Source organism: Funiculus sociatus GB2-C1 (assembly GCF_039962115.1).
Lineage (GTDB): Bacteria > Cyanobacteriota > Cyanobacteriia > Cyanobacteriales > FACHB-T130 > Funiculus > Funiculus sociatus.
The window spans coordinates 24,802-39,036 of sequence record NZ_JAMPKJ010000010.1; the positions used below are offsets into that span (position 1 = coordinate 24,802).

Sequence of the window (14,235 nt, forward strand, 5' to 3'; positions counted from 1 at the left end):
TCACTTTTTCCTCTTTACTTTTTCCTTTTTAAGCTTGAATTTCTATCTTTTCAGATGGGCCAACTAGCGATACGTAAGGCTCTATGAAGTATTGGGAAGCCGCTGTTTGTGCCATTTCTGGGGTGACACTGGTGATTTTTTCCTGAAACTGGGTGTCAAACTCTATTCCCAATCCTAAAGTTTCGTACCAGCCGAAAACCTGGGCAATTTGGGAATTTGTTTGTTTGCCTAGAGCGTACTGACCGAGCAGTTTGTTCTTGGCAGATTGCAGTTCCGTGTCGCTCAGTTGAGTGGTGCAAAGTCGTTCCACTTCGGTTCGCAAGCCTTCATAAGCGATCGCAGTGTTTTCCGGTGCCGTACCCATATATACTACAAACTGCGACGTTTCTAACCGTGTGGGAAAAAAAGCTGACACATCGTAAGCCAATCCTCGCTTTTCCCGCAGTTCTACAAACAATCGGCTGGAAAGACCGTTACCCAGGTAAGTATTCAGCAATTTCAGGGCTGAATAGTCGGTTTCTTTCACTGATGGGGCTATGTGTCCCAACATTACAATTGATTGCTGCGTCTCTTGCGGAGTTTTTGCCCAGTGGGGTTGGGGGGTAATTTTGGGTAGAGTTAGGGTAGGCAAGGGTGTTGGGGGAGCTTGCCAATCTCCAAACACTTGATTAACCAAATCTACCGCATCTTCTGGGGTTAAGCGGCCGACTAAACTAATTACGACGTTATCGGGGCGGAAATAAGTTTGATGGTAGCGCTGGAGGTGGGCGCGATTTAGCCCAGACATAGTGGCTTCTGTTCCCAGGCTGGATAAGGCGTAGGGATGATCTTGATACATCGCCTGTCGCAACTGGTCAAAAGCAATTGTAAACGGCTGCTCCTGCTGGGAACGAATATCTTGCAAGGCGAGACGGCGTTCCAGTTCCACTTCCGCTTCAGGGAAAGTAGGCGATCGCATAATTTGCCCCGCCAGACTTAACATATCGGGAAAGTCTGCGGAAACTGTCTTGAGACTGAGTAAAAAATAATCCGCAGCCGCATCAGTACCTAAACTGGCTCCGACTGACTCCACTCGCTCAGCAATTTCCAGGGAAGAAAGTTTTTCAGTCCCTTTGGTGATTACTGCTGCTAAGAGGTGAGATACTCCAGCCTCTTCTCGTGCTTCCCAAGCCCCTCCAGCCCGCACAAAAATGCGTCCGGCAATGATATCAGCCGCTGGATTCTCTACTGTAATTAATACGATGCCATTATCTAAAACGGTGCGATGAATATTTGGATGAACAAGCGATCGCGTCACACTTTGAGCCATTGGTAATTGAAGGATTGCTAATTAAAGTATGGCTAATTGCTAGTTGCCAATTGCCACCTCTATTCACGCTAACAGGCTTTGAGGCTTGTGACTGCATATCGATAGGGTGAGAGATACTGCTGCGCTAGTTGCTGGAGTTGGCAACTCTCAAAAGACTCAATTTTCTCTGGATAGGTGACTGCTAGTTCAGCAGTGGCGATGGTGTTGTAGTAACCATACAAGCCTGCTAGTTGGCTGGGTGTCTCTGTAGAAAAAGCATAGTCATTACACAGCAGGCGCTTACACCGAGCAACTTCTGCCTCCGAAACAGGTCTATTCTGCAACTCGGAGATCGCATCGCCGATGAGTGCTTCGACTCGATCTAAATTCTCTGGCTCTAAGTAGGCACTAATTGTAAACAAACTTGAGTCTTGCTGAAGCGAGAAACTACTACTAATGTGCTGCACTAATTGTTGTTCTTCGCGCAAGTTTCTTACTAAGCGGGAAGTTCGCCCTTCTGACAACAGTACGGCTAGCAAATCTAAACCACAAGCGCTTTGCAGCTGATCTACCCCTGGCCCCGTCCATGCCATCATTAGACGTGCCTGCTCTAGCCTGGGTAAGTAGAATTCCTGGCGGCGAATGTCGATTATCGGAGGTTCGGCTTCGGCTAGGTTTAGGGGACAAGCAAGCGGGGAACAGAAGTGTTGGAATGACCGATTTATCAGTTCTAGTGCTGGTTCTTTAGCAACTCCGCCGATAATTACCACGGTCATGTTTTCGGGTTGGTAATGGGAACGGTGGAAGCAGCGCATCTCGTCAGGCGATCGCTCCATCAGTATTTCTTCCGTTCCCAAAACCGGGCGTCCGTAAGGGTGACGCTGGTAAATGCTTTCTGTTAGTGCTTGGAATCCTAGAAAATCGGGATTGTCGTATGTCTGGCGGATTTCCTCTAAAACTACATCCCGTTCCCGCTCAAATTCTAAATCGGGGATGGCGGCGTTTAAGAGAATTTCTGCTAGTGCAGGCAGAGTGTCTTCTAAATACTGCGCTGCTGTGGTAATGAAAAAATGTGCATAATCGTGGCTTGTCGCAGCGTTTGTCATCCCGCCGCGACTTTCTATTACATGGTCAAATACACCAGGCGGTAGCCTTTCGGTGCCTTTGAAAATCATGTGTTCCAGAAAGTGCGCCATTCCCAACCACTCTTGGGGTTCTCGCGTCGCACCTGCTTTAACCCAAACATCTACCACCACTACCGGGGTGGCTGGTAGATGTTGATGAATCACGGTTAAACCGTTGTCCAGCGTTACTACATCAGCTGGGAATTGTGAAGTCTTTAATAGTTGTAACAAACTCTTTTATCTCTAACCCAAGTTAGATGCGCTTTAAATTACCTTATCTTTATCCCAACACAAATATTAAACTGTGTTGATCCAGAGGTTAAATCTCTGTAGTTATGTATTAACAATTATGAGGAATCCCTCACAATTTCTGTAGCTAGTTATACAAAAATCCCCTTATCGTGAAGACAAGGGGATTTAATTTTTTAAGTTCACCGCAACGCCGTCTTACCTCAGTTTATGACCTGGTGAAAACCAGGTGGGTACCGTGGCTCTGGCTTAAAGTTTCCGGGTACTTGCCCGGTTTACTGCTGCCAGAACACTTTGGTTCCCTTAAGAACAAAGCATAGTCAAAAAACGTTATTGGCAGTCACCAACGCCGCAGTAGAACTTTTTTTATTGTAGCAGGGGAAAGGGTAAATAAGAGAAGGCAGGCAGAGCCTCGCTTACATGGTTCTCAGGGACAGACTGGGATCGAGTAGGGCTGGGGGTTCCCGGCTTTAGATCAGCGCTGTTGGGGGTACCAGATGGACTCGATGGTTTGCGCGATCGCTTCTGCTTCTGCTCTATTGGCTATATCTAGCAAAACTGTAACATGACCCAACTTGCGACCGGGGCGGGATTCGGTTTTGCCGTACCAGTGGACGTAAGAAGCGGGTAACTCGGCTAGTTGTTGCCGTTTGGCAAAATAGTCATTCTGGGAATGCTCGTAACCGAGTAAGTTTACCATGACGGCACCAGCGCTCTTGAGGGCGGGATTGCCCAATGGTAAACCGCAAACGGCTCTTAGATGCTGCTCAAACTGGGATGTAACAGAAGCATCCAGGGTGAAGTGTCCGGAATTATGAGTGCGGGGGGCAATTTCATTTACCAACACTTTCCCGTCATTGGTCAAGAATAGCTCAATGCCGAAGATGCCAACGGCTTGTAGACTGTTTAGCAAAGAGTGCGCGATCGCATTTACCTCTTCCTCCACTGCTAGACTAATCTCAGCTGGCACCAAAACACGACGACAAACTTGGTCTTCCTGCTGGGTTTCCACAACTGGATAAACAACAATTTCCCCATCCACAGAACGCGCCGCCATCACAGCCAATTCTCGCTCAAAAGGGACAAATTCTTCTAACAAAACTGGCGCATATTTGAGCTTTTGCAAAGTTGACTGCAAAGCTTCACTATCTTTAATAATGAAAGTTCCTTGACCGTCGTAACCGTGACGGCGGGTTTTCAGAACCAGGGGGAAATCCAACTGCGGAAGATTCAGTGGTTGAGGGAATGATTTGGTCAGATTTAATTCATCATTCCCAACTTCTCCCTCAAGCGTCATAAAACTGGGAGTTGGTAAGCCGATATCCTCTAAATAACAACGCTGATCGTATTTATCTAACAGGGGAGCTAATACTTCCAACCCAGGACGAAAAGAGATACCTTGTTGTGCCAATTCCCTCAAGGCTGGCAGATTAATAAACTCATTTTCAAAGGTAATTACATCGCAGCGATTCGCCAACTCAAGTGTAGCGGCGGCATCATCAATTGCAGCAAAAATCGTAGAATCAGCAATTTCCACAGCCGGATCTGTCGAATGGGGAGTTTGCACTATTAATTTCACCCCCAAAGACTCAGATGCACCAGCCATCATCCAAGCTAATTGTCCGCCGCCAATTACACCTACACGTTTCATCGACACCCCAAAGAATCGCGAGTTGCAACGCCTGTTTTAGAATTTACACCAGATGCTTTGGCACAGAGTTCTTTTATTTGCGCTCTATTCAAAATCGCATCAGAAAAGTCTGCGCCAGTGATATTTACATCATCAAAAATCGTCCGTAATAGAATACTTTCCACTAAAACGGCATCGCTTAAATCAGAGCCGATTAATTTTACCTGATCTACCATCGCATGAGTTAAATTTGCCCCGTGTAAATTAACATTTGTCATCACAGAGGCACTAAAAATTGCGCCCCGCAAGTCAGCACCCTCCAAGTTAGCTAGTTCCATATTAGCGTTGGAAAATTCAGCTACTTCTAGGGTTTGACCGGAAAAATCCCTTCCTTTGAGTTCCGCGTTGCTAAACGACAGGGGAGGAGGATAATCTGATGCTTGTGCTGGTAATGCCCAGATTAAGAGAATTATTGCCAGTAAGAATGCTGCTAGTTGGCGAAGGTTCATAAAAAAGTGCTGAGTGTTAACAATAATTGTAGGGTAGGGCGATCGCTATATTTGCCGCCTATAGCAGTCGTATTTCATTTGTATGTCGCGAAACCCATCAAATCCCTTCCCTTGTTGGGTTTCGTTCCTATTTGAAATGTAGAGACGCGAAATGCAAGTGTCTCGACTTGAAACGAAGCGCCCAGACGTGGAGGAAGAGGAAAGAAGGAATTTCATAAATAAATTAGGATTGCTACATCAGTTTCCAGATTGGGGGGAAAGGGTTAAAATTTTGAGAGTTAGTTTCAACTAAAGCTTATGCCATATTTTTTGGTAACTTGGCTGATTACAGCGATCGCGCTGGTGATTACAACTTATATTGTCCCTGGTTTTGCGGTCAAAACTTTTGTTGATGCCCTTATTGCTGCGATTGTTTTGGGATTAGCGAATGCAATTGTCAAACCTCTATTGGTACTTTTGACATTGCCCCTGACGCTGGTGACTCTGGGGCTATTTCTATTTGTTGTGAACGCACTTACTCTTTGGCTGGTAGCATATCTTACGCCTGGTTTTGTAATTACAAATTTATTGTCTGCTTTGGTGGGTTCAATTGTGTTAACTGTGGTGGCTAGTGGGCTGAACTTTTTGTTCAACAGAGCCGCCCAATGAGTTAACAATTTTCGTTATCAAATCCCAAGTAACCGCGTGGGGTAATCATCCACTCGGCGTGGGTGCGGGTGCTTTGATTACCAATTAACACGGTAGTCAACATATCGATTGACATGGTGAGCAATTTGTCAAGTGTCGTCAGAGCAATTTGTTCGTCTTGTCGATAAGCAGATTTGACAATTGCTACAGGTGTTTTGGGGTCGCGGTATTGCAGAAAGATTTCTGTAGCTGTGGCAATTTGTTGGGTGCGAGTTTGCGATCGCGGGTTATACAAAGCTGTGACAAAATCAGCTTGGGCAGCTGCTTTTAATCTCTTCTCAATCACTTCCCACGGTGTCAGCAAGTCGCTTAAACTAATCGCGCAGAAGTCGTGCATCAAGGGCGCACCGACGCGGGAGGCGGCTGCTTGTAGGGCGGTGATCCCCGGAAAAACCTGAACTGCGGGAGTTTTGCCATCCCAACCTTTAACTTGCAATTCTTCCAGCACTAACCCCGCCATACCATAAATACCGCAGTCGCCAGAGGAGACAACCGCTACAGTTAATCCCCAGTTGCCTAATTCAATCGCCCTTTCGGCGCGTTGACGTTCTTGGGTAATCGGTAAAGCTTCTACAATTTGTCCAGGGCGCAAAAGTGGGGTAATTAAGTCGATGTAGAGAGAGTAACCAATGACTGCATCGGCTTGAGAAATGGCTGTTTGGGCGGCTGGAGTCATCTGATCTAATTTTCCTGGCCCAGTACCAATTAGGAATAAACAGCCTGTGCGCCCAGTGTATTCTAAATTGGATTGCGCGATCGCTACCGTTACCGCCCCCGGTTGCCCTTCCAATCTAAAAATTTGTTTGGGAACCAGTAGTTTACTAACTTCAGGAAAACGGGCTTCTCCAGCTGCATATATTGCTGCTGCTTCTGCGACGCTGGGGGTTCCAACTTCTGCTTCTACAACATTTGAAGGGTTGGGAACTGTAACTGAACGTAGTATTTCTGCCCGAAAGGTTCGTAAAGGTAAATTGCGATCGCGACAAAATTCCACTAACCCAACTTCATCGGCTTTGATATCAATTGTACCGATACCTGCGATCGCGGCAATAGCCAAGTGATTCTTCCGAAAAACTTGCTCAATTGCTGTTTCAATTAATTCTCTAGACGTTCCCCGTTCGCAACCAATTCCTACCCATAAAACTCTGGGATGCCATTGTACTTTTGGTAAATCTGATTCTCTGGAAAATTGTCGCTGTGTGGAACTAATCCAAATTCTCGCTTTTGGTGAAACTGATTCTTCTTTATGTGCGGCGGTATATTCCGGAAATCCGAAATAAAACGGATGTTGGGGTAGATGATTTTGCCACAAGGTAGATCCAGCTTCTTGAATGACTTGAACGAGTTCGCCTCTTGCAACAGCTGCACTAACTTCTGTCCAATCTCCCTCGCCACGACTCCAGCCAAAGGGAACTCCGAGTATATCAACACCTGGTAATTTTAATGCAGATGATGCGCCCGTTAAAACTGGAGTTGCGCCAATAGAGTGCGCGATCGCTCTTGCCAATTGATCGGCTTTTCCCTGATGACCACTGCACAAACTAATAACAAATTTACCATTTTCATCCAACACCACCACAGCCGGATCGCGGGATTTATCCTGTAACAAAGGTGCAATCAGTCGCACCACCGCCCCTGCTGCTAAACAGAAAATAAACGCCTGATGTTGATGCCAAATTTCGATTAAATGGTCTTTCAGAGAACCGTGATAAACCTCTAGAGACGTTGAATGCAAAGCCTCTACATTGGTTAAGGAATCCGGTACCCAAAGGGTTGCACCAGCCGCCTGAGTTAGAGGCTGTAATATTTTGGTGGCGCTGGGGGTAGTGGCGATCGCAGCTATCGGCTGAAACTCGCGCCAAACTAATACCATCTATATTTCTTCGTCCTCTTCCTCGTCAAAATCTTCGTCGTCTTCGTCTAAATATTCTTCGTCTTCGTCGAAATCTTCATCGTCTTCGTCGAAATCTTCGTCCAAATCTTCATCATCCTCTTCGGCTGCCGAAATGTTTTCTATTCTCAGAACATCAGCCTTTATCGGGATGCCTTCCTTGAAAAAGTAAGGTTTCTTACCCAACATCTCTTTGGTTGCGTCGAGTTCGGTGACACTTCCGATTGTCTCCCAGTCGGAATAAACAAGATTGGTCATATAATAGCCGTCGGTAATATAAGAGCAATTTACATTAGTCAAAAGTGAATCGGGCAACAAAGCGATCGCGTGAGACTGTTGACCAGTTGAATGCTGGATAAATGAGGCTTTACGAGCATTGTCGCAAATCGACATAAAACCCCCCACAAAACCTGAAATTCGTAGCTTAGGCAACTATCAAGACACTATTAAACCTTAAAAGCTGAAAATTCGCTTATTTTTAGGATTTTTTTATTTTTGCCATCAATATCGCCTATTTTACGGTTAAGTACCAAGGGTTACAATTAGCCTTAATGTCTGCCCTAAAGTTCTGGCTAAGAGGATGTTTGAAAAGTGCTTTTTCAAACGCTATGGGTTAGAGATCCCCCTTGCATCCCCCTTAAAAAGGGGGACTTTGAAGATTTCCCCCCCTTAAAAAGGGGGGCTAGGGGGGATCTCCAAGATTTCAGCGTCACATAGATAACTTTTCAAACATCCTTTAATAGTTAAAGTCAGTTTTAACTGACTAAAATATAGAACTTATCAAAGTTTCAACTTCTTTTAACGGGTGTAGAGACGCTTTTATTCTACCAAGACTTACGCAGTTAATTAGTGAATGCCTGATTCTGTCGTAGGGGCATGGCATTGCCATGCCCCTACAGCGTGTTGACGTGCGTAAGCCCTATTCACGTCTCTACAATCTTGTGCTATTCCCTAACCACCAACCTGAATATTAACGGTTGAAGGCTGATGACTAATCGCTGGTGTCTGAGTGCTAACCACAGGCACTCCATGCAACATCGTTGTGCGGGTGACGGAACTGTTAGCTAAACTAAACAGCGGGTTAGAAAGAATTCCCGCTACAGATGTCGCTATTAACGACAGTACCAAAGTCACTTGTAAAGGACGCATTCCTGGTAAATTCCAGCGAATTTCTGGATAGTTCTTCACAGCTTCAGACATTTCTTGTGGTTCCTTGACTACCATCATCCTCACAACGCGGATGTAGTAGTAAATGGAGACGACGCTAGTAACTAAACCTAGCAATACTAAGCCGTAAGCACCAGCTTTCCAAGCTGCCCAGAACAGGTAAATTTTACCGAAGAAGCCAGCTAGAGGCGGAATTCCTCCCAGAGAAAGTAAGCAAATGCTTAAAACTAGCGTCAAGAGCGGATCTTTTTGATACAGTCCTGAGTATTCGCTAATTTGGTCGGTGCCTGTGCGGAGGCTGAATAGAATCACGCAGGCGAAGCCGCCCAGGTTCATGAACAGGTATACCAACAGGTAAAAAACCATGCTGGAGTAACCTGCTTCGGTTCCGGTAATTAAACCGATCATTACGAAGCCAGCTTGGGCGATGGAAGAGTAGGCGAGTAGCCGCTTCATGCTGGTTTGGGTGAGGGCGACGACGTTACCCAAAACCATGCTCAAAACTGCGAGGGCGGTGAAAACAAAGTGCCATTGTTCGGTGATCAGGGGGAAGGCTGTCACCATTAGGCGAATCGCGAGGGCGAAACCAGCGGCTTTGGAACCGACTGAGAGGAAGGCGACAACAGGCGTTGGCGAACCTTCATAAACGTCTGGTGTCCACTGGTGGAAGGGAACGGCGGAAATTTTGAAGGCGATACCCGCGATCGCAAATACCAAAGCTATGACTAACCCAAAGGATAAATCTGTGCTGGCGTTGGCCATTGCTGTGGCGATCGCGCTTAATTCTGTCTCTCCTCCAGATAATCCGTATAACAGCGACAGACCGTAGAGGAATATCGCGGAACTGGAAGCCCCAATCAGCAGATATTTTAACGCTGCTTCGTTGGAACGGGGATCGCGCTTCATGTATCCCGTCATCAAGTAAGAGGAGATACTGAGGGTTTCCAGGGAGACGAAAATCATCACCAGTTCATTCGCACCTGAGAGGAACATTCCCCCCAGCGTTGCGCTGATCATAATGCCGATAAATTCTGCCAAAGATGTGCCACTCTGCTCAATGTAGCGGATGGACATCAAAATGGTGACGGCACAAGACAGGGCAATGATACCGCGAAATACTACGCTCAGGGCATCTGAGTTGAAGCCGCCGAGGAAGGAGACGGTGTTGGTGTTATCCCATTGATAGTACAGGGCTACGATAGCGGAGAGTAACCCTGCGATCGCTATGTAGGGTGTGACGCGGGAGGATGTCCGCCCTACAATCAAGTCAACCACTAGAACTGCTAACAGGGTGACAATTACAATCCCCTCTGGCAATATTGTCCCAGCATTCAGCTGGGCTGCAAGTTCAGCAAAACTCATGAGTTATATAGGTTTTGGGTATCAGGCTTATTGTCTGGGACTCTTAATTATTATTGCGTCTCTGGCTGAGGTCTGCTCTAGTTTTTTTTGAGTGGACTGCCAAGACGCTCTCGGAGGTATCTTGTAGAGACGCAAGCGATCGCATCTGGAGATGGTGTTTAATTAAACACTAAAATAAGTCAAATAAGCGTTGATAAATCCAGAATATTTATCCCAGGTAAACAGCAATTGTGCAGTCTTGGTGGACTGTTACGGATGAAGAATTGATCCTCATCAGTTCTAAAAATCCCAATTCGCAATTTGAGCGCAATGCTGACGGCACATTGGTAATTATGCCACCAACCGGAGAAATTTCCGGTAATCGAGAGGCAAAAGCCGGAGCTTATCTGGTTAGTTGGCTAGAAAGTCAGGATTTAGGCGAGGTTTTTGACCCCAGTACAGGCTTCAAAGCAAATACAGCTATTAAATTGTCGGATGCTGCTTTTGTCGCTAGGGGAAGATTAGCCGAAGATTGGGATGAGCAAGAAGATAGATTTTTAAATTTAGCTCCCGATTTTGCGATAGAAATTCGTTCTAAAACCGATAGTTTAGAAACTCTTCAGGCAAAAATGCGAGAGTACATTGATAATGGGGTGCGATTGGGATGGTTGTGTGACCGCCAGAATCAGCAAGCTTGGGTGTATCGGGCGGATGGATCGGTGACGCAGTATCCCGCTACAGCCGTTTTAAATGGTGAGGATGTAGTGATTGGATTTACTTTAGCTGTGAGAAGTTTGTTGTAAGCGCGATCGCGTTTGGCGAAATCAACCTCCCTTGGAAGTTCATAAATTGAACTGCTAGTAATACCTTTAATCCAGTTATCAAAGTACCCTCTATTTTGATTTCAGGAATTTATTGGTTTTTAATAAATCGAAATTCCCAGCTAATCAAATTGTTTTTGAAAGCACCAGCTTTGCGATCGCTCTCCACTTCAGGCGATAAACTGGAATTAGCACTTCTTGCTCTAGCGTAAGTTTCTCAATCTTAATCAGCGACATATCGCCATCCTTTAGGCTCATATTCCCGCTGAATTCGCACCATCCAATCGCCTTGAGGAATAGAAATAGCGTTATGCTCCTCGTGGGTTAAAGTTGCTGTCTCCGAAAGGACGCGCAGATACAGTGTGCCATTTGCCTCGTAGAGTTCAGCTTGTCCGTCACTGATCCGGTGCTTGTGTCCAGTCACCTCGCCTTCCGCTAAAGTCAGGTGAGATAGCTTTTGTCCCTCGGTTTTCTCAACGCAAAGTAAAATTACATCGCCTTGTCGAATCGGTTGCATCGCTTATGCTCCTACTGCTAGGCGCGTTTAGCCTATATGTTGGCATCTATTCTGGCACAGGATAGAAAGTCGTCAAGGTCGCCATTAAGATTCCATATAAGTTAAACATTGAGATAGCTTTAAATTAAGTCTGGCGACGCAAGGGCATATGCCGCTCTTTTTGCGAGCCACCGCCAGTCTTAAAACCTCCTCCAGGCAAGCTTTAGCCGTGCTCCATCAGGCTTGAGTCTGTGGGCGCATCCCTTGACATTTGGCATAAATTAATTTAATAAGACTGTTCAGCCCAGCTGCTATTCCGGAAGTTCCCATGTCAACCCTCGTCATCGTCGAATCCCCCACCAAAGCACGCACCATCAGTAAATTTCTGCCCTCCACCTACCGCGTCGAGGCGTCGATGGGTCATGTGCGCGACCTTCCCCAATCTGGTAAAGAAATTCCCGAAGCTTACAAAGGGGAAAAATGGGCGCAGCTAGGGGTAAATGTGGATGCCGATTTTGAACCCCTGTATGTTGTCCCCAGCGATAAAAAGAAGATAGTCACTACCCTAAAAAACGCCTTGAAAGAGGCTGATGAGTTGGTGCTGGCAACTGACGAAGACCGCGAAGGCGAAAGCATATCGTGGCATTTATTGCAACTGCTGAAGCCGAAGGTTCCCATTAAGCGCATGGTGTTTCACGAAATCACCAAAGAAGCCATCCGCGATGCTTTGAAAAACTGCCGCAGTATTGATGAGCAGGTGGTACGCGCTCAAGAAACACGGCGAATTCTCGACCGACTGGTAGGTTATACCCTGTCGCCGCTGCTGTGGAAGAAAATCTCCTATGGGTTATCGGCGGGACGGGTGCAGTCTGTAGCGGTACGGTTGTTGGTGAACCGGGAACGCCAGCGTCGCGCTTTCCGCCAAGGTACTTATTGGGATCTGAAGGCAACTTTAAGCAAAGATAAGACCCCTTTTGAGGCGCGGCTTGTTAACTTTAGAGGAACTAGGGTCGCTACGGGAAGCGATTTTGATGAAGCTACGGGACAAATTGTTGCTGGTCGCAATGTGGTTTTGCTCTCGGAAGAGGAAGCCAGAAGCTTAGAGGCGGGACTGGCTGATAAAACTTGGACAGTGGCTGATTTGGAAGAAAGACCAGTTACTCGCAAACCTTCGCCACCGTTCACCACCTCGACGCTGCAACAGGAGGCTAACCGAAAACTGCACCTGTCGGCGCGGGATACAATGCGGACTGCTCAAAGTTTGTACGAGCAGGGGTATATTACCTATATGCGGACGGATTCGGTGCATTTGTCTGGGCAAGCGATCGCAGCTGCTCGCAGTTGTGTCGAAAAAATGTACGGCAAGGAGTTTCTCAGTCCGGAACCCCGCCAGTACACCACCAAAAGCAAAGGCGCACAAGAGGCACACGAAGCCATCCGTCCTGCTGGTGCCACTTTCCGCACTCCTGATGAAACTGGTTTGAGTGGTCGGGAAAAAGCTCTTTACGACCTGATTTGGAAGCGCACTGTCGCTACTCAAATGGCAGACTCACGCCAAACTCAAATTACCGTGCAGTTGCAAGTGGAAGACGCGGGTTTTCGCGCCAGTGGCAAACGGATTGATTTCTATGGCTTTTTACGCGCCTATGTGGAAGGTTCCGACGATCCAGAGGCAGCACTGGAAAACATGGAAGTAATTTTACCTTCTCTGAAAAAAGGCGATCGCCCAAACTGCACTAAGCTAGAATCCATCGGTCACGAAACTCAACCGCCCGCACGATACACCGAAGCTTCCCTAGTAAAAACCTTAGAAAGCGAAGGGATTGGTCGTCCTAGCACCTACGCCAGCATCATTGGCACGATTATTGACCGGGGCTATGCTCAGATGAATGGTAACGCCCTAGTTCCCACCTTCACAGCCTTTGCTGTCACGGCGCTGCTAGAAAAATATTTTCCCGACTTGGTGAATACCAGCTTCACTTCCAAGATGGAGCAAACCCTGGATGAAATCTCGACTGGGGAAGCTAAATGGTTGCCATATCTGCAAAAGTTCTACTTGGGAGACCAGGGTCTGGCAACCCAAGTTAAGGAACGGGAAAACGAGATCGATGCTACAGATGCCCGTACCATCGAATTAGACGATCTCGGTGGCGCAAAAGTCCGGATTGGTCAATATGGCCCTTACATTGAGGCGGAGAATGGCTCTGAAGCAGTCAAAGCCTCAATTCCCAAGGATCTTACCCCGTCAGACATTGATGCCGATTTAGTCGAGACGCTGCTACAGCAGAAAACCGAAGGCCCCGACAAAGTAGGCTTGCATCCGGAAACTGGGGAACCGATTTATGTGCTAATTGGCACCTACGGCCCCTATGTCCAGCTAGGCGATGCTACGGAGGAAAATAAAAAACCCAAACGTGCCTCCCTGCTTAAAGGTGTCAACATCGAAGATGTCACCTTAGACATGGCGGTAGGTTTGCTGTCTTTGCCGCGTAATTTGGGCATTAACCCAGCTACAGGGGGCAAAGTCCAAGCAGGGTTGGGGCGTTTTGGCCCTTACGTTGTCCACGACCAAGGCAAGGAGGGGAAAGAATACCGCTCTTTGAAAGCTGGCGATGATGTATTGACAATTGGGCTAGAACGCGCAATAGAGCTACTGTCGGAGCCGAAAAAGGGACGCGGCGGTACTCGCAGCAAGTCTAAGGCACCCTTACGGGAACTCGGTACTCACCCAGCAGACAATGAACCAGTGAATATCTACGATGGCCCCTATGGTGCTTATGTGAAACATGGCAAAGTAAATGCTTCGCTTCCAGAAGGGGAAACGGTGGAAAATATAACGCTCGAAACTGCACTGAAAGCTTTAGCAGAAAAGGCAGGTTCGACGAAAACCACTCGCAAGTCAACGGCTAAGAGTGGAACTACTAAGAAAACCACAACTACGAAGAAGACTACATCTACTACTAAGAAAAAATCTTCCTAGTAGAATTGATGCGATCGCTCTTTGAAAGCGATCGCATCTGCTGCTTCACAGT

General features: G+C 46.9%; 11 protein-coding genes and 1 other RNA gene. 3 read left to right on the forward strand and 9 right to left on the reverse strand.

Features of this window, described 5'->3' with window-relative positions; translation table 11 throughout:
- Positions 1–28: 28 nt before the first annotated feature.
- The 5 genes from NDI42_RS07170 to NDI42_RS07190 form a co-directional block, all read right to left on the reverse strand.
- Positions 29–1,309 (reverse strand): M16 family metallopeptidase, encoded by a 1,281-nt coding sequence (locus NDI42_RS07170; RefSeq protein ID WP_190452186.1) that lies wholly within the window; start codon positions 1,307–1,309, stop codon positions 29–31.
- A gap of 68 nt (positions 1,310–1,377) precedes the next feature.
- Complete coding sequence (locus NDI42_RS07175) at positions 1,378–2,643, reverse strand: M16 family metallopeptidase (protein WP_190452187.1); 1,266 nt, start codon at positions 2,641–2,643, stop codon at positions 1,378–1,380.
- Between the two features lie 196 nt (positions 2,644–2,839).
- A non-coding RNA gene (gene ssrS, locus NDI42_RS07180) (6S RNA) lies at positions 2,840–3,022 on the reverse strand.
- 114 nt (positions 3,023–3,136) lie between these two features.
- Positions 3,137–4,312: a 5-(carboxyamino)imidazole ribonucleotide synthase gene (locus NDI42_RS07185; RefSeq protein WP_190452189.1), complete on the reverse strand. Its 1,176-nt coding sequence runs from the start codon at positions 4,310–4,312 to the stop codon at positions 3,137–3,139.
- A complete protein-coding gene (locus NDI42_RS07190) occupies positions 4,309–4,800 on the reverse strand; it encodes a pentapeptide repeat-containing protein (protein WP_190452191.1) in 492 nt (163 codons plus the stop codon). The genes NDI42_RS07185 and NDI42_RS07190 overlap by 4 nt, the downstream gene beginning before the upstream one ends.
- Positions 4,801–5,097: 297 nt before the next feature.
- Here NDI42_RS07190 and NDI42_RS07195 point away from each other — a divergent pair, with 297 nt between their 5' ends.
- A complete protein-coding gene (locus NDI42_RS07195; protein WP_190425022.1) occupies positions 5,098–5,448 on the forward strand; it encodes a phage holin family protein in 351 nt (116 codons plus the stop codon).
- 1 nt (position 5,449) lies between these two features.
- On the opposite strand, the gene cobJ is transcribed toward NDI42_RS07195, so the two are convergent.
- The 3 genes from cobJ to NDI42_RS07210 form a co-directional block, all read right to left on the reverse strand.
- Entirely contained in the window at positions 5,450–7,360 is a 1,911-nt protein-coding gene (gene cobJ / locus NDI42_RS07200; protein ID WP_190452193.1) for a precorrin-3B C(17)-methyltransferase, read from the reverse strand.
- Positions 7,361–7,771: a hypothetical protein gene (locus NDI42_RS07205; protein ID WP_190452195.1), complete on the reverse strand. Its 411-nt coding sequence runs from the start codon at positions 7,769–7,771 to the stop codon at positions 7,361–7,363.
- Positions 7,772–8,329: 558 nt separating this feature from the next.
- A complete protein-coding gene (locus NDI42_RS07210; RefSeq protein WP_190425014.1) occupies positions 8,330–9,907 on the reverse strand; it encodes an NAD(P)H-quinone oxidoreductase subunit N in 1,578 nt (525 codons plus the stop codon).
- Positions 9,908–10,134: 227 nt separating this feature from the next.
- Between NDI42_RS07210 and NDI42_RS07215 the strand changes: the two genes are divergently transcribed.
- Positions 10,135–10,689 (forward strand): Uma2 family endonuclease, encoded by a 555-nt coding sequence (locus tag NDI42_RS07215; RefSeq protein WP_190452332.1) that lies wholly within the window; start codon positions 10,135–10,137, stop codon positions 10,687–10,689.
- 241 nt (positions 10,690–10,930) lie between these two features.
- On the opposite strand, the gene NDI42_RS07220 is transcribed toward NDI42_RS07215, so the two are convergent.
- Positions 10,931–11,224: a hypothetical protein gene (locus NDI42_RS07220; RefSeq protein WP_190452197.1), complete on the reverse strand. Its 294-nt coding sequence runs from the start codon at positions 11,222–11,224 to the stop codon at positions 10,931–10,933.
- 307 nt (positions 11,225–11,531) lie between these two features.
- Between NDI42_RS07220 and topA the strand changes: the two genes are divergently transcribed.
- Complete coding sequence (gene topA / locus NDI42_RS07225) at positions 11,532–14,183, forward strand: type I DNA topoisomerase (RefSeq protein ID WP_190452199.1); 2,652 nt, start codon at positions 11,532–11,534, stop codon at positions 14,181–14,183.
- Positions 14,184–14,235: the final 52 nt, after the last annotated feature.

Excerpts from the sequence above, each read along its gene's own strand:
- NDI42_RS07170 (WP_190452186.1), bottom strand. The coding sequence starts at position 1,309 with ATGGCTCAAAGTGTGACGCGATCGCTTGTTCATCCAAATATTCATCGC.
- NDI42_RS07185 (WP_190452189.1), bottom strand. The coding sequence starts at position 4,312 with ATGAAACGTGTAGGTGTAATTGGCGGCGGACAATTAGCTTGGATGATG.
- NDI42_RS07190 (WP_190452191.1), bottom strand. The coding sequence starts at position 4,800 with ATGAACCTTCGCCAACTAGCAGCATTCTTACTGGCAATAATTCTCTTA.
- NDI42_RS07195 (WP_190425022.1), top strand. The coding sequence starts at position 5,098 with ATGCCATATTTTTTGGTAACTTGGCTGATTACAGCGATCGCGCTGGTG.
- cobJ (WP_190452193.1), bottom strand. The coding sequence starts at position 7,360 with ATGGTATTAGTTTGGCGCGAGTTTCAGCCGATAGCTGCGATCGCCACT.
- NDI42_RS07205 (WP_190452195.1), bottom strand. The coding sequence starts at position 7,771 with ATGTCGATTTGCGACAATGCTCGTAAAGCCTCATTTATCCAGCATTCA.
- NDI42_RS07210 (WP_190425014.1), bottom strand. The coding sequence starts at position 9,907 with ATGAGTTTTGCTGAACTTGCAGCCCAGCTGAATGCTGGGACAATATTG.
- NDI42_RS07220 (WP_190452197.1), bottom strand. The coding sequence starts at position 11,224 with ATGCAACCGATTCGACAAGGCGATGTAATTTTACTTTGCGTTGAGAAA.
- topA (WP_190452199.1), top strand. The coding sequence starts at position 11,532 with ATGTCAACCCTCGTCATCGTCGAATCCCCCACCAAAGCACGCACCATC.